We start from the raw sequence: 22878 nt of genomic DNA, 5'->3' as shown, positions 1-22878 counted from the left end.
CTGCTCACGGCCACATCTCCAGCAGGGCGTTCAGCGTCAGCTTCCACATCGGCTCGGCCCCCGTCCCGAAGGCGGCGGCGAGCGCGTACCCCACGGCGGCGTCGTGCGGTTCCGCCTGCTCGCCGCTGTCCGGCTCCTCCCACTCGGCGCTGACCGTCCCGTCCCCGGTCGACGTGAAGACGCCGAGGAGGCGGCCGTCGCGCAGCAGACGGCTGGTGCCCAGAGAGTCCGGCACCAGCAGGTACCCGTGTCCCCGCGCCACGGATGCGACCTCCACCCGGTACGAACGCCGGGTCAGGAAGCCCTTCGCCGGGCGCAGGGTCTCGCCCGCGCCGTCCACGCTCAGGGTGAGCCGGCCCTGTTCGCGGGTACCGATCGGCACGTGGCTTTCCGGCGGGGTACCGGCGCTCCGCCGGATCTCGGTGCGCGGCAGCCCGTCACCGCTCACCGTCAGCGTTCCGCCCTCGTGGTCGAGCGCGATGTGGACCGTCCCGAAGAGCCGATCGGTGGCGGGCTTGTACGTGAACTCCTCCATCGGCGCTCTCTCTTCTCCTCGTCGCGCTGTCGATCGTCGCCCGCCAGTCTCCGCCGGCGCGGCGAGGACGGTTCCCTTTTCGGCCACGGAGCGGGACGAGCCGGGGAGAGCGTCGGGCGACCTGCTGGTCATCGGCGTGAAATGGTCGGCGATGCGGGCCGGGTGCGGGCGGAGGCGGTCTGCCGGGGTGGGGGGTTTGCGGCCTATGATCGCCGCTCCGGGGAGAGGGGGCCCGCATGGGTGAGGTGCGGCGGCGGGAGCGGTTACTGCGGGAGCAGTGGGAGGACGCTCGGCGGCAGGTGCGGGACTGGGGCGGGGTCGGGGACGGGGAGCGGAGGGTGCTCGCGCAGTTGCTCGTGCTGACCGTGCGAGGGTGGCGGTTGCTCGGCGGGCGTACCCGGCGCGGGGACGTGGTGCTGGTCGGGCCCGGCGGGGTGTTCGTCGTCGCCGTCGTGGGCGAGGTGTGGGACGAGGACGCGCTCGGGCTGCCGGCCGCCACGAAGGTCGCCGAGAGCGCCGTCGCGTCGCTCGGGATGTCGCCCGTGGCGGTCCAGCCGGTCGTCGTGACGGCCGGGCGGAGCGCCGACCGCGGGCACGGGCGGATACGGGTGCTCGGGGAGCCGGAGGTCGGGCGCGTGCTGCTGGCGCAGCCGCGCCGGCTGCGGGCGGAGTCCGTACGGGCCATCGCGGACCATCTGGAGCGGGTACTGCCGGACCGGGAGGGCCTGGCGCTGGAGGAGGGGAGCCCGCAGCCGTACCAGGGGTCCACCGACGGGCTGTTCGATCTGGACGGGCTGCGGGAGGCGGCCCTCCAGGGGGCGCGGCAGGCTCCGATCGAGCAGTGGATGACCTTCCTCCACCCCGACCAGGTGGCGCTGGTACGCCGCAACTGGTCGGGTCCCGCGCGGATCAGCGGGCCGGCCGGCACCGGCAAGACCGTCGTCGCCCTGCACCGGGCGGCCCACCTGGCCCGGCGCACGACCGGCCGCATCCTCTACGTCACCTTCGCCAACAACCTCCCCCGCGTTCAGAGCACCTTCCTGCGCACCATGGCCCCCGCCGTCGCCGACCGGGTCGACTTCCGCAGCCTGCACTCCTGGGCCCAGGAGTACCTGCAGGCGCGGGGCGTACCGGTGCGGTTGAGCGGGGGCAAGGCCGAGACCGCCTTCAGCCTGGCCTGGAAGGACGTCGGGCGCGAGAGCGGGCTGACCCGGATCGACCCGGGCCCGGGATACTGGCGGGAGGAGATCGACTACGTCATCAAGGGGCGCGGCCTCACGCGCTTCGAGGACTACGCGGTCGTCGTCAGGAAGCGCCGCAGGGCGGGCCTCCACCGTACGCACCGGCAGGCCGTGTGGGAGTTGTACGAGGAGTACGAGGCGCGCCGCCGTGAGCGCGGCGTGCACGATTTCAACGACGTGCTGGCCATGGCCCTCGCCGAGGCGTCCGCGGCGTCCGCGGCGTCCGAGGAGGGCGGGCCGGGCCCGTACGCGGCCGTCGTCGTGGACGAGGTCCAGGACCTGACGCTCGTCGGCGTGCGGCTGCTGCACGCGCTCGTCGGCGACGCGCCCAACGGTCTGCTGCTCGTCGGTGACGGCCAGCAGACCGTGTACCCGGGCGGCTTCCGGCTCGCGGACGCGGGCATCGACATCCGCGGCGACCGCGGACAGGTGCTGCGCACCAACTACCGCAACAGCAAGCGGATCCTGGACGCGGCGCTCGCCGTCGTGGCCGACGACGCGTTCGAGGACCTCGACGGGGAACGCACTCCGGGGCGCCGCGACGTCGACCTCACCTACTACGACGGGGACGTCGTGCGGGTCACCGAGGCCTCGGTGGAGGCCCACGACCGGGCACTGGTGGGCGCGTTGCGGGCGCTGCCCGAGGGCGCGCCGGCCGACACCGCCCTGCTGTGCCCCTCCAAGCGGGCCCTCGGCCACTACCAGCAACTGCTCACCGAAGCAGGCTTCACCGTCTGCCAGTTGGAGCAGTACGACGGCCGTCCCGTCGACGCCGTCAAGCTCGGCACCTACCGCCGGGCGAAGGGACTGGAGTTCAAGAACGTCTTCCTGCCCCGGCACGACGCCGTGTTCACGGAGGTGCCGGAGGACACGGAGACGGCCCGGGAGCGTGCGGAGTTGTGGCGCAGCCAGCTCTTCGTGGCCATGACCCGGGCCCGGGACCTGCTGTGGCTCGGCAGCGTCGACGGCCCGTCGGCCCACCGGTACCGGGCGAAGGTGGTCTGACCCGGCGTGACACCCTGGTGTCCGGGCGGCGGCGAGCGGATCGGGGGACAGGTGGCGGACCTGAGGGGGGTCGAGGAGTTCCTGGGGGACTACCGGACGATGCTGGGGGACGCGTCCGCGACGGGCCGCCGGCTCACGCGCGACGAGCTGGAGGCCCGCCGGCGGGAGGGGGAGCGCGCGGCGCAGGCCGGTGTCCGGCTGCGGCTCCTGATACGCGCCCACCTGGCCGCGGCCCACGAGGCGCAGTCGCAGCTGCCGCCGACGCTGGCGGTGCACATGTTCGCCGGGGTGGAGCAGGCGGTGGACGCCTTCGTCGAGGGGTACGAGCGGGCCCAGAGCAATGCTGTGCGTCAGGAGGAGGCCGCACGGCGGGAGTTCATCGACGACCTGCTGTACGGGCGCAGCGATCTCGGCAAGCTGGCGGAGCGGGCCGCGCGCTTCGGACTGCGGCTGTCGCAGGCGCACGCCGTGGCCGTGGCCGAGGGGCGGGAGCCCTACGGCGACGGCTACCCCGTCGCCCGGGGCATCGAGGAAGCGGTGCTCGCCCGCTTCGGGAACCGGCACATCCTGGTGGCCACCAAGGACGGCCGGCTGGTCTGCGTGGCGTCCGGCGACCAGCCGGAGGTCCTGACCTACTTCGCCAAGCGGGCGTACGCCGCGACCGACGGCGGCCGGGTGGGCGTCGGGCGGCCGCATCCCGGACCGGGCGGGGTGGTCCAGTCGTACGAGGAGGCGCTGGGCGCCCTCGACCTCGCCGGGCGGATCGCACTGGACGGCCCGGTGCTGTACGCGGCCGACCTGCTGGTCTACCCGGTCCTCGGCCGCGACCGGCAGGCCATGGAGGACCTGGTGGAGAGCACCCTCGGCCCGCTGCGCCAGGCCCGCGGCGGGCCGGTGCCGCTGCTCGACACCCTCCACGCCTACTTCGACACCGGCTGCGTCGCCACCGAGGCCGCCCGTCTGCTGTCCCTCAGCGTGCGGGCACTGACCTACCGCCTGCAGCGCATCCACACCCTCACCAGGCACGACCCGGCCGACCCGAGACACCGCTACACCCTGCAGACCGCGGCGATCGGGGCCCGGCTGCTCGGCTGGCCCGGCGGGCCGGGACCGGCCTGATCCGCCGGGCACCCGCTACGTGTCGCGCCCTCGCGCGTTCGTGGCGTAGGCGGCCAGGACGCCGGCCAGGCAGGCCCAGACCAGGCCCTGGCCGCCGCCCAGTTTCCAGCCCAGGGCGCCGAGCGCGACCATGAGGAACGCGCCCGCGGCCAGGGCCCGCCGGTCCTTCAGGAACGCCCACCGGGCGCGGCCGCGGCCGGGTTCCCGCAGTTCCTCGACCGCCGTGCGGATCACCAGGGCCGCCAGGACGACGACGGCGAGGAGCAGGGTCGCTTCCACCGGTGGCCTCCTCTCGGCTGAAGCCGTACGAGCAGTGCGAGCCGTACGAGCAGTGCGAACCGTACGGGCAGTACAAGCCATACAAGCCGTATCCGCAGCATGCGTCAAAGACGCGTAAAGATTGCCGACGGCAGGCAATGTGCGACGGCACGGCTCCCCGGCAGTCTGTCGCTGTCCGGCGGAAACGGCGGACGGACGAGGGAGGTGTCCGATGGGCTGGCTTCTCGGGCTCGGCATCGGGGGAGTCGTGGCGCTGGCCGCCGCGCTGGTGTGCGACGGAGTGCTGGAGGGAGTGGTCCACGGCGCCCTTGGCGGACTCTTCGACGGGTGGCTGTCGCTCCCGGTGGTCGCGGGCTTCGTCTCGATGCTCGGTTTCACGGGGGCGATCGTGCTCGGGTCCACGGGACTCGGGCCGGGAGCGGCGGCCGCAGCGGGGGCCGTGGCCGGAGCGGGCGCGGGGTGGGCGACGTACCGCCTGGGCCGCGCCCTGCTCCGGGACGGCAGCGGGCGCGCCCCGCAGCGGACGGACCTCGTCGGGGTCTCCGGACGCGTGATCACCGCCATTCCGCGCGCCGGCTACGGCGAGGTGCTGCTGTCGCTGGCCGGACAGCCGGTCAAGTACGCCGCGACCGCCGACGCACCGCTGGAACGCGGTGCCGAGGTGTGGGTGACGGCGACGCCGTCGGTCACCTCGGTCGCCGTGCGCGCCGTCGAGCGCTGACGCGTCGGCCGTCCGTTCGCGTCGTATGCGTTCGCTCGCGTCGTATCCGTTCGTCTTCGACGTGCCAAAGCCGTGCCGCATCCGCGCATCCGCGCGTCCGCGCGTCCGCGACGCGCCGGTTCGTCCGCGACCGGTCCGTGCACGGTCCATCATCGACACGCCTCCTCGGGAGGCAGGGGGAAATCATCATGAGTCCAGTCGCCGTCGCAGCCGTCGGAGTCGTCGTACTCCTGGTCCTGCTGGCCCTCGTCGTCGTCACTCGGTACAAGGTCGCCGGTCCCAGTGAGGCGTTCATCATCACGGGCCGCCGCGGGAAGGAGTCCACCGATCCGGCCACCGGGCAGGTCTTCACCGACAACAGCGGCCAGAAGGTCGTGGTCGGCGGCGGCGTGTTCGTCGTCCCCTTCGTCCAGCAGCGCTACAGCCTGGACCTGTCCAGCCGGCACATCCCCGTCGCGGTGCGGGGTGCGGTCACCCTGCGCGGCATCAAGGCCAACCTCGAAGGGGTGGCCATCGTCAAGGTCGGCGGGACCGAGGACGCCATCAGGGCCGCCGCCCAGCGCTTCCTGCAACAGCAGGACGGGATCGTCGGCTTCACCCAGGAGGTCCTCTCCGGCGCGCTGCGGGCCATCGTCGGCCGCATGTCGGTGGAGGACGTGATCCGCGACCGGGCCGCCTTCGCCGGGCAGGTCGCGGAGGAGGCCGAGGCCAGCCTCTCCGGGCAGGGCCTGGTCCTGGACGCCTTCCAGATCCAGGACATCACCACCGAGGGCTCGTACCTGGAGGACCTGGGCCGGCCCGAGGCCGCCCGCGCCCGGCAGGAGGCCGACATCGCCGAGGCCAACGCACGGCGGGCCGCGGAGCAGGCCCGGCTCAAGGCGGAGGAGGAGATCGCGCTCGCGCAGCGCACGCTCTACCTGCGCCAGGCGGAGATCAAGGCCGAGACCGACGCGGCCGCGGCCCGGGCGGGCGCGGCCGGACCGCTCGCCGACGCCGACCGGCAGCAGCAGATCCTCACCGAGCAGGAGAAGGTGGCCGAACGGCAGGCCGCACTGACCGACCGGCAGCTCGACACCCAGGTGCGCAAGCCCGCCGACGCCAAGCGGTACGAGGCCGAACAGCAGGCGGAGGCCCAGCGCATCGCCCGGGTCAAGCAGGCGGAGGGCGAGCGCCTGGCCGGCATCGCGGCAGCCGAGGCGGAGGCCGAGCGCGCCCGCCTGACGGGTGAGGGCGAGAAGCAGCGCCGGCAGGCCCTCGCGGAGGCGGAGGCCATCGAGGGCGCCAAGCGCGGCGAGGCCGAGCGGGCGCGCCGCGCCGCCATCGCCGAGGCCGTCCGCCTGGAGGGTGACGCCGAGGCGGCCGCGATCGCCGCGAAGGGCGCGGCGGAGGCCGAGGCCATGCAGAAGCGGGCCGACGCCTTCGAGACGTACGGGGAGGCGGCCATGCTGCAGATGATGGTCGAGGCCCTGCCGCAGATCGTCGCCAAGGCCGCCGAACCGCTGGGCGCCATCGACAGGATGACCGTCATCTCCACCGACGGGGCTTCGAAGTTGTCCCGTACGGTCACCGACAACGTGGCTCAGGGGGTGGAACTGCTGGGCTCCGCCACCGGGATCGATCTGGGCGCGATGCTCCGCGGTCTCGCCGCGGACCGGGCCGGGACGGCGGGCGAGGCGGGAGCGGCGGCGGGAGCCGGACCGGCATCGGGTCCCGTGCCGGGTCGGGTCCCGGCTGCCGTACCCGTGAACGGCTCGATCCCCATCACGGACTGACCGCCGGGCCGAGCGCGGCCAGGGCGCGGGCGGCGTCGGGGCCGGCGGGCTGATAGACGACGAGTTGCTGGCCCGGGGCGGCGCGGACGTCGAAGGACTGGTAGGTCAGGCTCAGCGGGCCCGCCGCCGGGTGGTGGAGGTGCTTGGCGTCCTGGGTCTTGGCCAGCACGTCGTGGGTCGTCCACAGGCGGGCGAAGTCGGGGCTGCGGGCCGTGAGGGTGCGGACGACGTCGCGCAGGCGGGCGTGGTCCGGGGTGATGCCGGAGGCCTCGCGCAGGTGGCCCGCCGTCGCCCGGCAGGTGGCGGTCCAGTCCCGGTAGAAGGAGGGGGCCGCAGGGTCGAGGAAGACCATGCGGGCCAGGTTGTCCGCCGGCGAGAAGGGTGAATGCAGCGCCCGGGCGGGGGCGTTGGCCGCCAGGACGTCCAGGGCGGTGTTGACGACGAACGCCGGACAGTCGGCGAAGCCGTCGAGGAGGCGTCGCAGCTCCGGGCCGACCAGGTCGGTGGCGGGCCGGTCGGCCGGGGGTGTTCCGGCGAGGCGGTGCAGGTGGGCGTGGGCGTCGGGGGGCAGCCGCAGGGCGTGCGCGAGCGCGTCGACGACCTGGGGCGAGGGGTGGCGCTCGCGGCCCTGCTCCAGGCGGGCGTAGTAGTCCACGTTCACGTCGGCCAGGACGGCGACCTCCTCGCGACGCAGACCGGCGACCCTGCGTACGCCGTGGCTGGCCAGGCCGACGTCCTGCGGGCGCAGGGCCGCCCGGCGCGCGTGGAGGAACTCGCCGAGGGCCCGGTCCGCCGCGGTCGTCGTCGTGGTCATGGCACCAGGCTAGGGGGTGTCACGTCGACCGGGCCGGGTCAGGGAGCGGGGTCCGGTGTCATGGGGGCTCCCCAGGCCCGCAGGCCCGAGGGGAAGGACCGCGAGGCGGACGAGGGAGGCGACGCGGAGCGTCGTCGACCGAGGACAACGCGGCGGGGTGCGGCGCCGGGGCACGCGAGCCCGGCGTGATCGGCAACACCACCCCTGGGTCGTGTCCGCAGGGTCCGGCCCGCCCGCTGGGGGCCGGCACGCACGCCTGCCGCGTTGTCGTCGGACGCCGATCTGCCGCATCGCCCCCCTGCTCCGCCTTGCCGTCGCACGCACCGGTCCCGCCGGGAGTTGCCCCCAGCCGCCGTCGGGGGCATCTGCCGGCGGCGGCTGGCGGAGGGACTATGCGGACACGACCACCCTTGGCGCAGCTGTCGGATCACATGCCGAGCCCGCGTAGTCCGGTGCACCGCGTGTCCGGTGCCCACCGCGTTGCCGCCTTGTCGCCGGTCGCCGGTCGCCGGTCGCCGACGCACCGCCCCGCGTCCCCGCGTGCCCCCCCCGGGCGCAGGGGAGGGGGCGGGCTCTGCATGGGTGTGTCACGTCCTGGTTGGCGGTTCCGCCCCCGCCCAGACTCGGTCGGGCAGGACGGACCTGCACCCAGGGTTGAGGGGAAGGGCAGCATGACCAAGGTCGTGGCAATCACTGGCGCGAGCAGCGGCATCGGGGAGGCGACCGCCCGGCGGCTCGCCGCCGACGGGCACCGGGTGTTCCTCGGGGCGCGGCGCACGGAGCGGCTCGCGGCGCTGAGCGAGGAGATCAACGCCGCCGGTGGCGCCGCGGCGTACCGGCGGCTCGACGTCACCGACGCCGCCGACGTACGGGCCTTCGTGGCCGCGGCGGCCGAGCGGTACGGGCGCCTGGACGTGATGGTCAACAACGCCGGGGTGATGCCGCTGTCGCCGCTGGACGCGCTCGCGGTCGACGAGTGGGACCTGATGATCGACGTGAACGTACGGGGCGTGCTGCACGGGATCGCCGCCGCCCTGCCCGTGATGCGGGCCGGCGGCGCCGGGCACATCGTGAACATCGCCTCCGTGGGCGCCTACGAGGTGTCGCCGACGGCGGCCGTGTACTGCGCGACCAAGTTCGCCGTGCGGGCGGTGTCCGAAGGGCTGCGGCAGGAGTCGGCGGGTGACGTACGGGTCACCCTCGTGTCCCCGGGCGTCACCGAGTCCGAACTCGCCGACCACATCTCCGATCCGGCGGCGAGGGAGGCCATGAAGTCCTACCGCGCCGTGGCGCTGCCGGCCTCCGCCGTGGCGGACGCCATCGCCTACGCGGTGTCGCAGCCACCGGAGGTCGACGTCAACGAGATCGTCGTCCGTCCCGCCGCGAGCGCGCAGTGAGCGCGCCGGGCGACTGCGGCGACCTGCTCGGCCGGCTGCGGGTGCTGGAGGACAAGGAGGCACTGCGCGGGCTCCTGGTGCGGGGGTGGCGGGCGCTGGACCTCAAGGACTGGGGGGCCTGGACGGAGTGCTGGGCCGAGGACGCCGTGCTGGAGTTCGCGCCGTGGGGGGAGATCCGCGGGAGGGAGGCGATCCGGGAGAAGGTGGAGGGGGCGGAGGCGCCCTTCCGCCGCATGCAGCACCACCTCCTCAACACGCACTTCGAGGTCGACGGGGCGAACGCGGACCGGGCGACCGGCGTCGGTTACATGTGGTTCGTCGCCGTCACGGGCGAGGCGACGGGGTCCGCACCGTACTCGATGGGCGGCCCGTACGACTGGGAGTTCCGCCGGGCCCCGGACGGCAGCTGGCGCGTCACCCGCCAGACGCTCGGCGTCTGGTGGACCGCCGGGGAGGACACCGGCCCGGAGGCCTTCGGATAGGTCCGGGCCGGTCGGAGGATCTTGTGCGCCGGGCGCCGCGGACCATGGTCTCCCCACCGCACGAGAGCAGGGAACGCCCATGGAGTCGTACGCCCACCCGCCCGCCGAGGACCCGCTGTTCGGGACGGTCACCGTCGCTCTCGATCACGCTGCGGGCACGCTCGTCGTGGACGGCGACGGGGTGCCGCGGGTCGAGGTGCGGCGCGCCGACGGCACGGAGGTGGACGCCCAGGTGCCGATCGGGACGCGGGATCCCGCACGGCTGGCGATGGCCGTCGGGGGAGCGGAGGTGGGGCTGCGGCCCGCCAAGGGGTTCCTGACGCGCGGCTCCTACCGGGTCGAGGTCGGCGAGCACCGGTTCGTCCCCGTCTCCCTCGACGGCAGCCGGCTGTCGCGGGGCGGGGTGGCCCTCGGCACCTTCGTGTCGAGCGGCGACGGGCGGGTGACGGTCGACTGGGAGGAGGGGCGGCCGGAGGCGTACGACGCGGCCGTCGGCTACGCGCTCGCCGCGGCGTTCGGGACCGGCGCCGAACCCATGTGGAAGCTCACCCTGGACGCCGTACTGGAGTTGTGGCCCTGAAAACCGGAAACCGGAAATTGGCCACCTGTTCACCCGCTCCTATTGAGTGCGGCGGCGGCGTGGATATCGTGTCACGAGGTATCCGTGAACCGACTCCGCATCGAGGGAAACCATGAGCCAATCAGGGCGAACGGCAAGGCCGCGGCATTATCTGATGTGTCGTCCGCACTACTTCGACGTACGGTATTCGATCAATCCGTGGATGGACCCCACGAGGCCCACGGTGACGGAAACCAGCCTTTCCCAGTGGAAGCGGCTGCACGACCTCTTCGTCGAGCTCGGGCACCGGATCGACCTCGTCGAGCCGGTGCCCGACCTGCCCGACATGGTGTTCGCGGCCAACGGGGCGACCGTGCTCGACGGGCGGGTGCTCGTGGCCCGGTTCCGGCACGACTACCGGGCCGGAGAGTCCCCGGCGTACCTGGACTGGTTCGCGGAGCGGGGGTGGGGCGAGGTCCGGCAGGCGGAGTACGTGAACGAGGGCGAGGGCGACTTCCTGCTCGCCGGCGACACCCTGCTGGCGGGCAGCGGGTTCCGCAGCGACCCGCGTTCGCACGAGGAGGCGCAGGAGTTCTTCGGGCGCCCGGTGCTCGGGCTGACGCTGGTCGACCCGCGCTTCTACCACCTCGACACCGCGCTGTCGGTCCTCGACCGCGACGAGGTCATGTACTACCCGGCGGCCTTCTCTCCGGAGAGCCGCGAGGTGCTCGCGGACCGGTTCCCCGACGCGATCCTGGCCGGGGAGGCCGACGCGGAGGCGTTCGGGCTGAACGCCGTCTCCGACGGCCTGCACGTGGTGCTGCCCGAACGGGCGCGGGGGCTGGCGGCCCAGCTCGCGGAACGCGGCTTCGAGCCGATCGGTGTCGACCTCTCCGAGCTGCTCAAGGCCGGCGGCAGCGCCAAGTGCTGCACCCTCGAACTGCGTCCGGCGCCGGACGCGGGCTGACCGCCCGTATTCCTCCCGGGTGCGTTTCCATGGCACGGGCCGTCCGGCCCGTCCCCGCCCCGTATTCGGCCGACGCAATTCGTCGTGGCCGCCGCGGGGTCGTCCTGTCGACAGGACGACCCCGCGGTCGCACATCGGCCGAGTGAATTGTTATGCGGCGGGCCGGATGTATTTGATGGATTTCCGGCTCTGGCATTTTCCGCCCGCGTGCCGCCCGCGTATCGCAAGCGTGCCGCCCGTGTGCCGCCACGTGCGGCCGGCCGGGCGCGAGGCCGACCCCCGGCGTCCCGGTCGCTGTGGGGCTCTTGGGCTGCACGGCGCTGCACGGTGTCGCACTGCGGCGCCGCACAGGTACCGCACCTCCGCTCCGGCGGTGGCGACGAAGGGCCGGTCCGGAGCTGCAGGCGCTGGCGTGGCGCCACCTGGCTCAACTTGGCTCAGTAGTGGCACACGCTCTGACCTGCGACTTCGCATCCAGTGGCATCTGTGGTGCCAGATTGGCTCGCCATGGCGCCACATGTGTGTCATGCTGAGGTCATGGACCTCAGCCCCTATGTCGCAAGTCTTCGGCACGAGCTCGCGGTGGCCGCCGACGCGGGCGGCGAAGAAGCCCGCGCTCTCGCCGAGCGCCTCACCGCCCCGCTAGAGTCGGCAGCCAGACTCACCCTCCTGACCGCCCTGTCGGACGCCATGGGCGAGGTCACCCGGGAGCTCGCTCCCGGTTCGGTCGACGTGCGACTGCGGGGGCTCGAGCCCGAGTTCGTCGTGACCGCCCCGCCGAAGGAAGAGCCCTTCGAGGCGGCCGGCTTCGACGAGGCGCCCGCCGCCCTGCCCGCCGTGCCGCTCGCGCCGGAAGGGGAGGACAGCGGCACCGCACGCATCAACCTCCGACTGCCCGGCCACGTCAAGACGCGGGCCGAACAGGCGGCGGCGCGTGAGGGCCTCTCCCTCAACGCCTGGCTCGTCAGGGCGGTTTCGGGCGCCCTGGAGTCCGGCGGCGCCCGCCCGGCGGCCGATGCGCAGGCACCCCGGCGCGGCAGCGGCCGGCGGAGCTTCACCGGCTGGGTGAGCTAGGTCCTGTCGTCAAGGTGGCGCCGGTCAGGCCCGCGGTGCCGGGCGCCGGCCAGGTGCAACTTTGACGACAGGGCCAAGGGCCCCGGTGCCGCAGGGGGCGGCACCGGCACCAGATCACACCGGCGTACGGGAGCCGACCACTCCCGCGTCGTCTTCACGTCCCCGGAGCGGGGGCGGCCACCAGACCCACGAGGACGGGACAGCCATGCCTTCTTACAAGACCGAGGGACCCATCACCGCGACCATCCACGTCGAGGTCGGAGTCGCCCGGATCAGCGCCACGGACCGCACCGACACCGTGGTCGAGATCCACCCGCGCACCGCCGGGGACAAGGACGACCAGCGGGCCGCCGACGAGACGAAGGTCGACTTCAGCGACGGGAACCTGACGATCCGCACGCCTAAGGCGCGCGGTCTGTTCAGCGCCCGCGGGTCCGTCACCGTCGACGTCGCCCTGCCCGAGGGCTCGCGCCTCCTGGGCACCCTGGAGATGGGCGACATCACCTGCAAGGGGACGCTCGGCGAGTGCGAGGTCCGCACCAGCGCCGGCTACATCCGCCTCGACCAGGCCGGCCCGGTCCGGCTCAAGACGCAGCACGGGGACATCCAGCTGGACACGGCGGCCGGCGACGTCGACATCACCACCGGCTCGGGCGAGGTCCGGGTCCGTGCGATCGGCGGCGACGCCGACATCAAGAACTCCAACGGCAACACGTGGCTGGACGACGTGGCGGGCGACCTGCGACTGAAGGTCGCCAATGGAAACATCACCGTGGGCCGGGCGCAAGGGTCCGTGACGTCAAAGAGCTCGAACGGCAACGTACGCATCGAGGAAGTGGCGCGGGGCACCGTGGAGCTCCAGACTAAAGCCGGCAACCTCGAAGTCGGGATCCGCCAGGGCACTGCCGCCTGGCTCGACATCAACTCCCAGTCCGGGACGGTCTACAGCACCCTCGGATCCGCCGAAGGCCCCACCGAGGGCGCGGAGACCGTCAAGGTGCACGCGAGGACCAGCCTCGGTGACATCACCATCCAGCGTGCGCACGGCGCCTGACGTCAGAGCTCTGCCTCGCAACAGCTACGAAATGGAGGGGGCACGATGAGTGCCGCGACCGAACAGATGGCCCCGCCCGGGGGAATCAGCGCAGTCGGCCTGCGCAAGTCGTACGGGGAGAAGCTCGTACTCGACGGGATCGACCTGCACGTACAGGCGGGCACGATCTTCGCGCTCCTCGGTCCGAACGGCGCGGGGAAGACCACCACCGTCCAGATCCTCTCGACGCTCATCTCCGCCGACGGCGGCGAGGCGACCGTCGTGGGACACTCGCTGGACCGGAACGCGGACGCCATTCGTGCCGAGATCGGTGTCACCGGACAGTTCGCGGCGGTGGACGGCCTGCTGACCGCCGAGGAGAACATGCTCCTCATGGCGGACCTGCACCACCTCGACCGCGCGGAGGGCAAGCGCCGCACCGCCGAATTACTCCGGCAGTTCGAACTCACCGAAGTGGCCGGCAAGATGGCCTCCACCTTCTCCGGTGGCATGCGCCGCAAGCTCGACCTGGCGATGACCCTCGTCGGCAACCCCCGCCTGATCTTCCTCGACGAGCCGACCACCGGCCTCGACCCGCGCAGCCGCCGCACCATGTGGCACCTGATCCAGCAGCTCACCGCCCAGGGCGTGACCATCTTCCTCACCACGCAGTACCTGGAGGAGGCCGACCAGCTCGCCGACCGGATCGCCGTCCTCGACAAGGGCAAGATCGTCGCCGAGGGCACCGCGGACGAGCTGAAGCGCCGGATCCCCGGCGGCCACATCCGCCTCCAGTTCTCCGACGTGCTCGGCCTGGACGCCGCCGCCCGCCGCCTCGCCCTCGGCCCCGGCGCCCGCGACGAGGAGAAGCTCACCCTGCAGATCCCGAGCGACGGCAGCATCCCGGCCCTGCGCTCCGTACTGGACCTGCTGGAGAGCGCCGGAGTCGAGGCGGACGCGCTGACCGTCCACACGCCCGACCTGGACGACGTCTTCCTCGCCCTCACCGGCGACGGCTCCCGCCACCACGCCACGACCGTTCCCAGCCCCGCCGACGCGGTGAAGGAGGCCCGGCGATGAGCACGACGTACGCGATGCGCGACTCGATGACGATGCTGCGCCGCAACCTCAAGCACGCCCAGCGCTACCCGTCGATGACGATCTCGATCGTCGCGATGCCGATCCTGATGCTCCTGCTGTTCGTGTACGTCTTCGGCGGCGCGCTCGGCGCAGGCATCGAACTGCCGGGCGGCGGCACGGGCGACCGCGGCGACTACACCAACTTCGTCGCCCCCGGCATCCTGTTGATGGCCGCCACCGCCGGCGCCGTCTCGACCGCCGTCTCCGTCTGCACCGACATGACCGAAGGCATCATCAACCGCTTCCGGACCATGTCGATCTCGAAGTCCTCCGTGCTGACCGGTCACGTCGTCGGCAACGTCATCCAGACCATGATCAGCCTGGTCCTGGTCATCGGCGTCGCGCTCCTGGTGGGCTTCCGGCCCAACGCCACCGTCGTCGAGTGGCTCGCCGCCCTCGGCATCCTGGCCCTGCTCGCCTTCGGCCTCAGCTGGCTCTCCGCGGCCATCGGCCTGGGCTCCAGCAGCGTCGAGGCGGCGAGCAACGCCCCCATGCCGCTGACCTTCCTGCCCTTCCTCGGCAGCGCGATCGTCCCGCCGGAGTCCATGCCGGTCGGCCTGCGCTGGTTCGCCGAGTACCAGCCCTTCACCCCGATGACCGACACCCTGCGCGGCCTGCTCATGGGCACGGAAATCGGCAACAGCGGCTGGCTGGCGCTGGGTTGGGGCGTCGTCCTCAGCCTCCTCGGCTTCCTGTGGGCCCGCTCGGCCTTCAAGCGCGAGGCGAAGATCTAGCGCGGTCCCGTCGACGCGCGCACCGCAACGCGAACGGGGCTGCCCGGCCGGAAGGCCGGGCAGCCCCGTTCGCGTTGCGGTGCGCTCCGGCCGTCCCGTCGACGGGACGGCCGGCAGCGCGCGGCGGGCCGCGGACAACGGGACACGGTGGCCGAAAACGCAAGCCGGAATCGCTCACCAGTGCCGCAGTGGCAGAGCCGTACGAGCATTCCTTGCCCGGCCCGCGGGGCCACTCCTACGATCAATCCGGAAGAGCGGGGAAACGAATTCACGGCTGATCCGATCCGGCCCCCTGCGCCACGAGGACAAGGCGCCGCATTCCATATTCCGTTTCCCTCTTCGAGCTTCCCGATTCCATCCGTCGAAATGCAGAGGGGCCATGGTCGTGCACACAGGCAGCCACGCAACGGAAACCACCGCCGGACTGGTCGTCGAAAGCCCCTTCCTGTGGCGGGCCAGGCGGCCCGGACACCGTCACCAACTGGTCTGCTTCCCGCAGGCGGGCGGCGGCGCCGGCGCCTTCAACGACTGGGTGCACCAGCTCCCCGCCGACATCGAGGTGGTCGCCGTCCAGCTGCCCGGCCGGCAGAACCGGATCCTGGAGGACCCCGCCACCGAGGTCGGCCCGCTCGTACGGACGCTGGCGCAGGCCCTGCGCCCCGTACTGGACGGCCCCTTCTCCTTCTTCGGCCACTCCTGCGGAGCCCTGCTGGCCTTCGAGCTGGCCCTGGCCCTCCAGGCCCGCGGCGGCCCCGTGCCGGCCCACCTCTTCGTCTCCGGCCAGGCCTCGCCCGTACCCTTCCGCGACCGCCCCCAGCTGCACGGACTCTCCGACGAGGAGTTCCGCGCCGAGGTGCTGCGGCTCGGCGGCTTCGACGAGGAACTCGCCGAGGACGAGGACGCCATGGAGGCCCTGCTGCCTCCCGTCATGGACGACTTCACGCTCTGGGAGCGGCACGCCATGCCCGTCGACGCCCGCCTCGACATCCCCGTCACCGCCCTCGTCGGCGCGTCCGACAGCAGGGCGCCGCGCGCCGAGATGGAGAGCTGGGGCGCCCACACGGACAAGGCGTTCGACCTGCGCGTCTACCCCAGCGGGCATTTCTACCTCTTCGAGCCGCAACTGGGCTCCGAGCTGCTCGAATTCATCGCCGGGAAGGTCCTCGCGCCCTAAGCTCCCGATGGGCAATGCCTGTATGGCAGCTTTTTCGGGTTGCCGCGCCACCGGCCCGGCTGCGATTAATTGAGAAATCAAACCCACGAGATTCCCGGTCTTCATGTCCAACCATTGGGGGATGGTCGCTTTGTGCTCGTTCCATGACGCGGCGGTGCCGGTGGCGACGATTCCTGAAATGTTCGAGAAGCAGGTCGTCGCCGCACCGGACGCCGTCGCCCTCGTCTTCGGCGGGACGTCGCTGACCTACCGCGAACTCGACGCGCGGGCCAACCGCCTGGCCCGGCTCCTGGTGGCGCGCGGCGTCGGTCCGGAAACCGTCGTCGGCGTGGCCCTGCGGCGCTCGCCGGAGCTGTGGACGGCCGTCCTCGCGGTCCTCAAGGCCGGCGGCGCCTACCTCCCCATGGACGCCGCGTACCCCGCCGAGCGCCTGCGGTACATGGCGCGGGACTCCGGCGCCCGCCTGGTCCTGGCAGACACCCCGACCGGCGGTGAACTTCCCGAACTGCCCGCCCCCGTACTGCTGCTGGACGTCCCCGACACCCTCGCGGCGATCGCCCGCGAGGCCGCGGGCCCGCTCACCGACGCCGACCGGATCCGCCCCCTGCGCGTCGCACAGACCGCGTACGTCATCTACACCTCGGGATCCACCGGGCGCCCCAAGGGCGTCGCCGTCACCCACCACGGCCTCGCCCCGCTGCTCGCCACGCACGCCGAGCGGCTCGGGGCGGGCCCCACCAGCCGCGTCCTGCAGTTCGCCTCGCCGAGCTTCGACGCCTCGGTGTGGGAGATGTGCATGGGCCTGCTCTCCGGAGCCGCCTTCGTCCTCGCGGACAAGGACGAACTGGCCCCCGGCGACCCGCTGGCCGCCACCGTCGCCCGGCACGGCGTGACCCACGTGACGCTGCCGCCCCCGGTCCTCGCCGCGCTCCTGGCCGGCGCACTGGACGGCGTCGAGACCCTCGTCGTCGCCGGGGACGCCACCACCCCCGAGCTGGTCGCCACCTGGTCGGCCGGCCGCCGCATGATCAACGCGTACGGCCCCACCGAGACCACCGTGTGCGCCACCATGAGCGCGCCCCTCGCCGGGGACGGCCGCGTACCGCCCATCGGAGGGCCGATCACCGACACCACCGTGCACGTCCTCGACGACGCGCTGCGCCCGGTCGCCGCCGGGGTGACCGGCGAACTGTACGTGTCGGGCGCCTCGCTGGCCCGCGGCTACCTGGGCCGCCCCGACCTGTCCGCCCAGCGCTTCGTGGCCTGCCCCTTCGGCGGACCCGGCGCGCGGATGTACCGGACCGGGGACCTCGTCGAGCCGACCCCCGACGGCACCCTCGTCTTCCGCGGCCGCGCCGACACCCAGGTCAAGATCCGCGGCATCCGGATCGAACCCCTGGAGATCGAAGCCGTCCTCAGCGCCCACCCCGGCGTCGCCGACGCCGCGGTCCTCCCCTACGAGCAGAGCGGCGGCCGCCGCCTGGTGGCCTACGTCGTGCCCGCCGCCTCCGGCCGCCCCGGCCACGAGGGCCCGCAGGGCGGCGGGTACGGCAGCATCGCCCTCGACTCCGGCTTCGGCGCCGGCGAGCTGCGCGCGTACGCCGGCCGCCACCTGCCCGACCACATGGTCCCCGCGGCCTTCGTCCTGCTGGACCGGCTGCCCCTGACGCCGAACGGCAAGCTCGACAAGGCCCGCCTGCCGGAACCGGAGTTCAAGGGGAGCACCTACCGGGCCCCGCGCACCCCGCAGGAGGAGATCCTCGCAGAGCTGTACGCGAAGGCCCTCGGCCTCGGCCAGGTCGGCATCGACGACGACTTCTTCACCCTCGGCGGCGACAGCATCCAGTCGCTCCAGGTCGTGTCCTGGGCGCGGGCCCGCGGCCTGGTGGTCACCGCCCGCCAGGCCGTCGAGCACCGCACCGTCGCGCGCCTCGCCGAGATCGCCGTCGCCAACGGGCGCGGCGAGGCCGGCGGACCGGTCCTGGAGGAGCTCGACGGCGGCGGCACGGGCTGGATGCCCCTGCTGCCCGTCGCCCGCTGGATCCGAGACTGGGGCCCCGGCTTCGACCGCTTCCTCCAGGCGATGGTGCTGGAACTGCCCGAGGACATCGACGCGGCCGGCCTGGCCGCCACCCTCACCGCCGTCGTGGACCGTCACGACCTGCTGCGCTCGCGTCTGGTGCCCGCGTCCGGCGGCGACGGCGGAAGCGCCGGCGACGCGGACGGGGACGCGGACGGGGACGCGGACGGGGACGCGGACGGGGACGCGGACGGCCAGGGGCACACCGACGGGCTCCTCGTCGCGCCCGCCGGCTCCGTGGCCGTGGAGCCGCTGCTGCACCGCGTCACCTGTGACGGCCGCTGGGACGAGGAGTCCTGGCGCACCCTGCTCCTCGCCGAACTGGACCGGGCCGCCGGCCGGCTGGACCCGGCCGCCGGCGTGGTGGCGCAGTTCGTGTGGTTCGCCCCCGAGCGGGGACCGGGCCGGCTGCTGCTCGCCCTGCACCACCTGGTCGTGGACGGCGTGTCCTGGCGCATCCTGATGCCCGACCTCGCCGCCGCCTGGCAGCAGGTCCGGGCCGGCCGCACCCCCGAACTTCCCCCCGTCGCCACCTCGATGCGCCGCTGGGCGCACGCCCTGGCCGACGAGGCGCAGCGCCCCGAGCGGGTCGCGGAGCTCGACCTGTGGCGGTCGGCCGTCGAAGGCCCCGACCCGCTGCTCGGCGCCCGCCGCCTGGACCCGGCCGTCGACGTACGCGCCCGCGTGCACACCACCCGCGTGGAGCTTCCCGGTGTCCGTCACCGAGGCCCTCCTCACCGACCTCCCCGCGGCCTTCCGGGGCGGCGTCAACGACGGGCTGCTCGCCGCGCTGGCCCTGGCCCTCGCACAGTGGCGGCGCACCCGCGCCGACGCCGACGCGCGTGCGGACGCGGACGCCCCGGCCGGCGCACTGATCCGCCTCGAAGGACACGGCCGCGAGGAGGCCGCCGCGCCCGGCGCGAACCTCGCCCGCACCCTGGGCTGGTTCACGACCGCCTTCCCGGTACGCCTCGACCTCACCGGGGTGGACCTCGACGAGGCCCTCGCGGGCGGCCCGGCCGCCGGCCTGGCCGTCAAGAAGGTCAAGGAACAGCTCCTGGCCCTCCCCGACAAGGGCATCGGCTACGGCCTGCTGCGCCACCTCAACCCGCGGACCGCCGCCGTCCTGGAGCAGCACTCCATCGGGCAGGTCGGCTTCAACTACCTGGGCCGCTTCTCGTCGGCCGCCGACCTGCCCGCCGACCTGCGCGGCTCGGGATTCACCCAGGCCCCCGAGACGGCGGCCTTCGCCGAACTGTCCGAGCTGGACGCCGCCCAGGACCCGCGGATGCCGGCCTCCGCCGAACTGGACGTCAACGCCTCGGTCGCCGACCGGCCCGCCGGACCCGTGCTGCACGCCGTGTTCAGTGCCCCCGAGGGCGTGCTCTCCCCGACCGAGGTGGCGGAGATCGCCGACCTGTGGCGCACCGCGCTGGAAGCACTCGCCCGGCACGCGGCCACCCCCGGCGCCGGCGGTCTGACCCCCTCGGACCTGCCGCTGGTGACGGCGACCCAGCACGACATCGACGGCTGGGAACGCCGCTTCCCGGGCCTGACGGACGTCTGGCCCACCACCGCACTCCAGTCGGGCCTGCTCTTCCACTCGGTCTTCGAGGACTCCTCCTTCGACGCCTACCAGGTGCAGTACGCCCTGCACCTGTCGGGCGAGGTGGACCCGGCCCGGCTGCGCGCGGCCGGCCAGTCCCTCCTCGACCGGCACGCCGGACTGCGGACCGCCTTCGTGCACAACGCCTACGGGGACCTCGTCCAGCTCGTCCTCGACGCCGTCACCCTGCCCTGGCAGGAGATCGACCTGTCCGGCGCGGACGAGGCGGAGCGCACGCAGACCTTCGAACGGTTCCTCGCGCAGGACCTGACCAGGCACTTCGACCAGGTCGCGCCGCCGCTGCTGCGGATGACCCTGGTGCGCACCGGCGCCCGCACCCATGAACTCGTACTCACCGCCCACCACGTCCTGTTCGACGGCTGGTCGGTGCCGTTGCTGATGCAGGACCTGCTGACCTTCTACGCCTCGGACGGCCGGGCCACCGCGCTGGAACCGGCCCGCAACCACCGGGACTTCCTCGCCTGGCTCGCCCGGCAGGACCCCGAGGAGTCCGCCCGGGTCTGGCGCGAGGAGCTCAGCGGGGTGGGGGAGCCGACCCTCCTCGCCCCGCTGCTCCCCGCCCCGGGGAACGTCCTGGGGAACGCCCCGGCGGACCCTGCCGGGGACAGCGCGATGCGGCAGGCGGAGGTGCCGCTGCCGCCGGCGGCCTCCCGGGACCTCCAGCGGCGCGCCGCCGACCTGGGCGTCACCCTGAACACGGTGGTCCAGGGCGCCTGGGCGATGCTGCTGGCCCAGCTCACCGGCCGCCGGGACGTGGTCTTCGCGTCCACCGTCGCGGGCCGCCCGCCCGCGCTGCCCGGCGTGGACTCCACGGTCGGCATGTTCCTCAACACCCTCCCGGTACGGGTGCGGTGCGCGCCCGCCGACACGGTCGCCGAGCTGCTCACCGCCCTCCAGGGCCGGCAGGCCGCGCTCATGGACCACCACCACGTCGGCCTCGGCGAGATCCAGCAGGCCGCGGGAGTCGACTCCCTCTTCGACACGATCATCGGCTTCGAGTCCTTCCCCATGGACCGGGCCGGCATCGTCGAGGCCAGCCGGCTCGCCGGGATCTCGATCACCGGCATCCGCTCCTTCACCGCCAGCCACTACCCGGTGACGGTGCTCGCCTTCATCGAGCCCGACCGGCTGCGCCTGGCGGTGCAGTACCGGCACACCGTGCTCGCCCCGGCCGTCGCCGAGGCCCTCGCCGCCCGCTTCGGGGCGATCCTGCGGCAGGTGGCCGAGGACACCTCCCGCCGGGTGGGCACGGTGGAGGTACTGGAGCCCGCCGAGCGCGACCGGCTCCTGGACGGCCTCGCCACCGCCGGAGCGGCCGAGGACGACGCGGCCGCCCGCGCGGCCGCCGACACGGTCCCCGCGCTCTTCGAACGGCGCGCGGCAGCCACCCCCGACGCCGTGGCGGTGATCGACGGCGCGGAGTCCCTGACCTACCGCGAGCTCGACGAGCGGGCGAACCGGCTCGCGCACGCCCTGGCCGGGCGCGGCGCCCGCCCCGAGACGCCGGTCGCCCTGGCCCTGCCCCCGTCCGCCGAACTGGTCGTCGCGCTGCTCGGCGTACTGAAGTCCGGAGCCGCCGTCCTCCCCCTGGACCCGCGGCACCCCCGGGAGCGCCTCGCGCGGATCCTGGCCGACGCACGGCCGCTGCTGGTCCTCGCCGGCCCGGACACGGCCGCCGCCCTGCCGGACACCGCCGTCCCCGTCCTCGCCCCGTCGGACGCGGACGACGGGGACGGCGCACCCGCCCCGGCGGGCCCCCGGCCCCGGGCCGGCACGCTCGCCCACCTCGCGTACACCACCTGCGGGCCGGCCGGCCCGACCGGGGTGGAGACCGCCCACGGCCAGCTCACCGGCCGGGTGCCCGGGCTGCTCGCACGGCTCGGCCCCGCGGCCGGGCGGCGCCTGCTGCTGGGCGCCGCCCCCGACGCGGGACTGCCCGTCGCGGAGATCGTCACCGCCCTCTGCGCCGGCGGTGGCGTCGAAGTGCTCCCCGACGGTGCGGCGGCCACGGGCGGACTGCTCGCCACGAGCCCCTCCGCCTGCGCCGACCTCCTCGACGGGGCGGTGGACGACATCGCAGCGGACGCCCTGGTGTTCTCGGGCGAGCCCCTCCCGGCCGCGCTGGCGCTGCGGGCGGCCGCCGCGGCCCCCGCCGCCCGCCTGGTCAACCTCCACGGGCACCCCGAGACCGGCCCCGCCACGGCCTGGTCACCGCAGGACGGCGAGCAGCCCCCCGGGACCGGGACCGTGCCCGCGGGAACGCCGCTGGCCGGCGTGCGCGCGTACGTCCTCGGCGCGGGCCTGGTCCCCGTACCGCACGGCGCCGTCGGGGAGCTGTACCTCGCGGGCGGCGCGCCCGCCCGCGGCTACCGGGGCCACGGCGCGCTGACCGCCCAGCGGTTCGTCGCCGACCCCTTCGGGCCGCCCGGAGCACGGATGTTCCGCACCGGCGACCGGGTCCGCTGGACCACGGAGGACCGGCTGGAACTCCTCGGCCGTACCGGCCCGGAGGCCGCCGTCCGCGGCACCCGCCTCGACCCGGCCGAGGTCGAGGCCGTCCTCACCGGACACCCCGCCGTGGAGCGGGCCGTCGTGGTCGTCCGCGAGGGCCACGGCCCCGGCGGCACCGCCCAGGCGGTGGGCTACGTCGTGCCCCCCGACGGCCACGGCGTGCCCGACCCCGCGGCCCACGCCGACCTCGTACGGGCGTACGCGGCCCGGGAGTTGCCCGCGGCCCTGGTCCCGGCGGTCGTCGTGACGCTGGAGCGGCTGCCCCTGACGCCCGACGGCGGCACCGACCGGGCGGCACTGCCCGAGCCGCAACCGCCCGCCCGCCCCTACCGGGCGCCGCGCACCCCGCAGGAGGCGGCCCTCTGCGAGCTGCTGGCGGAGGTGCTCGGCGTCGAACGGGTCGGCCTGAACGACGACTTCTTCGAACTGGGAGGCAACTCCCTGCTGGCGACACGGCTCACCAGCCGCATCCGGAAGGTGCTCGGGGTGAGCGTGCCCCTGAGGTCGGTCTTCGAGTCCCACGCAATTTCAGAGCTTTCGCGCACGGTCAGGAACGCAGGCACGTCGAGCCGGCCTCGACTGCGCAAGATGGACAGGAGTGGACAGTAAAATGA

The 22878-nt window shown here is 73.8% G+C and carries 17 protein-coding genes and 1 pseudogene; 15 read left to right on the top strand and 3 right to left on the bottom strand.

Annotated features, from left to right (window positions below; all coding sequences use genetic code 11):
- Positions 1-4: 4 nt before the first annotated feature.
- Positions 5-535, bottom strand: coding sequence for a hypothetical protein (locus AC2RP6_RS11815; RefSeq protein ID WP_486446200.1), 531 nt, complete (start codon positions 533-535; stop codon positions 5-7).
- A gap of 236 nt (positions 536-771) precedes the next feature.
- Here AC2RP6_RS11815 and AC2RP6_RS11810 point away from each other — a divergent pair, with 236 nt between their 5' ends.
- Both AC2RP6_RS11810 and AC2RP6_RS11805 read left to right on the top strand, forming a co-directional pair.
- Positions 772-2781: a UvrD-helicase domain-containing protein gene (locus AC2RP6_RS11810; protein ID WP_486446199.1), complete on the top strand. Its 2010-nt coding sequence runs from the start codon at positions 772-774 to the stop codon at positions 2779-2781.
- A 99-nt stretch (positions 2782-2880) separates the two neighbouring features.
- Positions 2881-3900, top strand: a complete 1020-nt coding sequence (locus AC2RP6_RS11805) for a PucR family transcriptional regulator (RefSeq protein WP_486450303.1) — start codon at positions 2881-2883, stop codon at positions 3898-3900.
- A 15-nt stretch (positions 3901-3915) separates the two neighbouring features.
- Here AC2RP6_RS11805 and AC2RP6_RS11800 read toward each other — a convergent pair whose 3' ends face one another.
- Entirely contained in the window at positions 3916-4179 is a 264-nt protein-coding gene (locus AC2RP6_RS11800; RefSeq protein WP_486446198.1) for a hypothetical protein, read from the bottom strand.
- A gap of 211 nt (positions 4180-4390) precedes the next feature.
- Here AC2RP6_RS11800 and AC2RP6_RS11795 point away from each other — a divergent pair, with 211 nt between their 5' ends.
- Positions 4391-4900 carry a hypothetical protein gene (locus AC2RP6_RS11795; RefSeq protein WP_486446197.1) on the top strand — a complete coding sequence of 170 codons (510 nt, stop codon included), beginning with the start codon at positions 4391-4393 and terminating at the stop codon, positions 4898-4900.
- A 188-nt stretch (positions 4901-5088) separates the two neighbouring features.
- On the top strand, positions 5089-6672 hold the full coding sequence (locus AC2RP6_RS11790; protein WP_486446196.1) for an SPFH domain-containing protein: 1584 nt from the start codon (positions 5089-5091) through the stop codon (positions 6670-6672).
- Here the strand turns inward: AC2RP6_RS11790 and AC2RP6_RS11785 are convergent.
- Entirely contained in the window at positions 6662-7486 is an 825-nt protein-coding gene (locus tag AC2RP6_RS11785; protein WP_486446195.1) for a helix-turn-helix transcriptional regulator, read from the bottom strand. The genes AC2RP6_RS11790 and AC2RP6_RS11785 overlap by 11 nt on opposite strands.
- A gap of 671 nt (positions 7487-8157) precedes the next feature.
- On the opposite strand from AC2RP6_RS11785, the gene AC2RP6_RS11780 reads away from it, so the two are divergent.
- The 11 genes and pseudogenes from AC2RP6_RS11780 to AC2RP6_RS11730 all read left to right on the top strand — a co-directional run bounded on the left by AC2RP6_RS11780 (position 8158) and on the right by AC2RP6_RS11730 (position 22873).
- Positions 8158-8883: an SDR family oxidoreductase gene (locus AC2RP6_RS11780; RefSeq protein ID WP_486446194.1), complete on the top strand. Its 726-nt coding sequence runs from the start codon at positions 8158-8160 to the stop codon at positions 8881-8883.
- Positions 8880-9365 carry a nuclear transport factor 2 family protein gene (locus tag AC2RP6_RS11775; RefSeq protein ID WP_486446193.1) on the top strand — a complete coding sequence of 162 codons (486 nt, stop codon included), beginning with the start codon at positions 8880-8882 and terminating at the stop codon, positions 9363-9365. Before AC2RP6_RS11780 ends, AC2RP6_RS11775 begins: the two co-directional genes overlap by 4 nt.
- A gap of 79 nt (positions 9366-9444) precedes the next feature.
- A complete protein-coding gene (locus AC2RP6_RS11770) occupies positions 9445-9945 on the top strand; it encodes a hypothetical protein (RefSeq protein WP_486446192.1) in 501 nt (166 codons plus the stop codon).
- Between the two features lie 112 nt (positions 9946-10057).
- Positions 10058-10891, top strand: coding sequence for a dimethylargininase (ddaH, locus tag AC2RP6_RS11765; protein ID WP_486446191.1), 834 nt, complete (start codon positions 10058-10060; stop codon positions 10889-10891).
- Between the two features lie 537 nt (positions 10892-11428).
- The gene (locus AC2RP6_RS11760) at positions 11429-11965 is read left to right on the top strand and encodes a toxin-antitoxin system HicB family antitoxin (RefSeq protein WP_486446190.1); all 537 of its coding nucleotides are present in this window, start codon (positions 11429-11431) and stop codon (positions 11963-11965) included.
- 205 nt (positions 11966-12170) lie between these two features.
- Positions 12171-13019 (top strand): DUF4097 family beta strand repeat-containing protein, encoded by an 849-nt coding sequence (locus AC2RP6_RS11755; protein ID WP_486446189.1) that lies wholly within the window; start codon positions 12171-12173, stop codon positions 13017-13019.
- Positions 13020-13064: 45 nt separating this feature from the next.
- Positions 13065-14078: an ATP-binding cassette domain-containing protein gene (locus tag AC2RP6_RS11750; RefSeq protein WP_486446188.1), complete on the top strand. Its 1014-nt coding sequence runs from the start codon at positions 13065-13067 to the stop codon at positions 14076-14078.
- Positions 14075-14872: an ABC transporter permease gene (locus tag AC2RP6_RS11745; protein WP_486446187.1), complete on the top strand. Its 798-nt coding sequence runs from the start codon at positions 14075-14077 to the stop codon at positions 14870-14872. The genes AC2RP6_RS11750 and AC2RP6_RS11745 overlap by 4 nt, the downstream gene beginning before the upstream one ends.
- Positions 14873-15251: 379 nt before the next feature.
- Complete coding sequence (locus AC2RP6_RS11740; protein WP_486446186.1) at positions 15252-16046, top strand: thioesterase II family protein; 795 nt, start codon at positions 15252-15254, stop codon at positions 16044-16046.
- A gap of 103 nt (positions 16047-16149) precedes the next feature.
- Positions 16150-18750 (top strand): annotated as a pseudogene (locus AC2RP6_RS11735) (non-ribosomal peptide synthetase); the annotation flags it as partial.
- An 88-nt stretch (positions 18751-18838) separates the two neighbouring features.
- Positions 18839-22873, top strand: a complete 4035-nt coding sequence (locus AC2RP6_RS11730; RefSeq protein WP_486446185.1) for a condensation domain-containing protein — start codon at positions 18839-18841, stop codon at positions 22871-22873.
- The last annotated feature ends 5 nt before the right edge of the window (positions 22874-22878 follow it).

This window comes from Streptomyces sp. WAC03905, assembly GCF_057371075.1.
The sequence above is the reverse complement of the archived record's forward strand: the minus strand, read 5'-3'. Positions and strand labels throughout refer to the sequence as shown.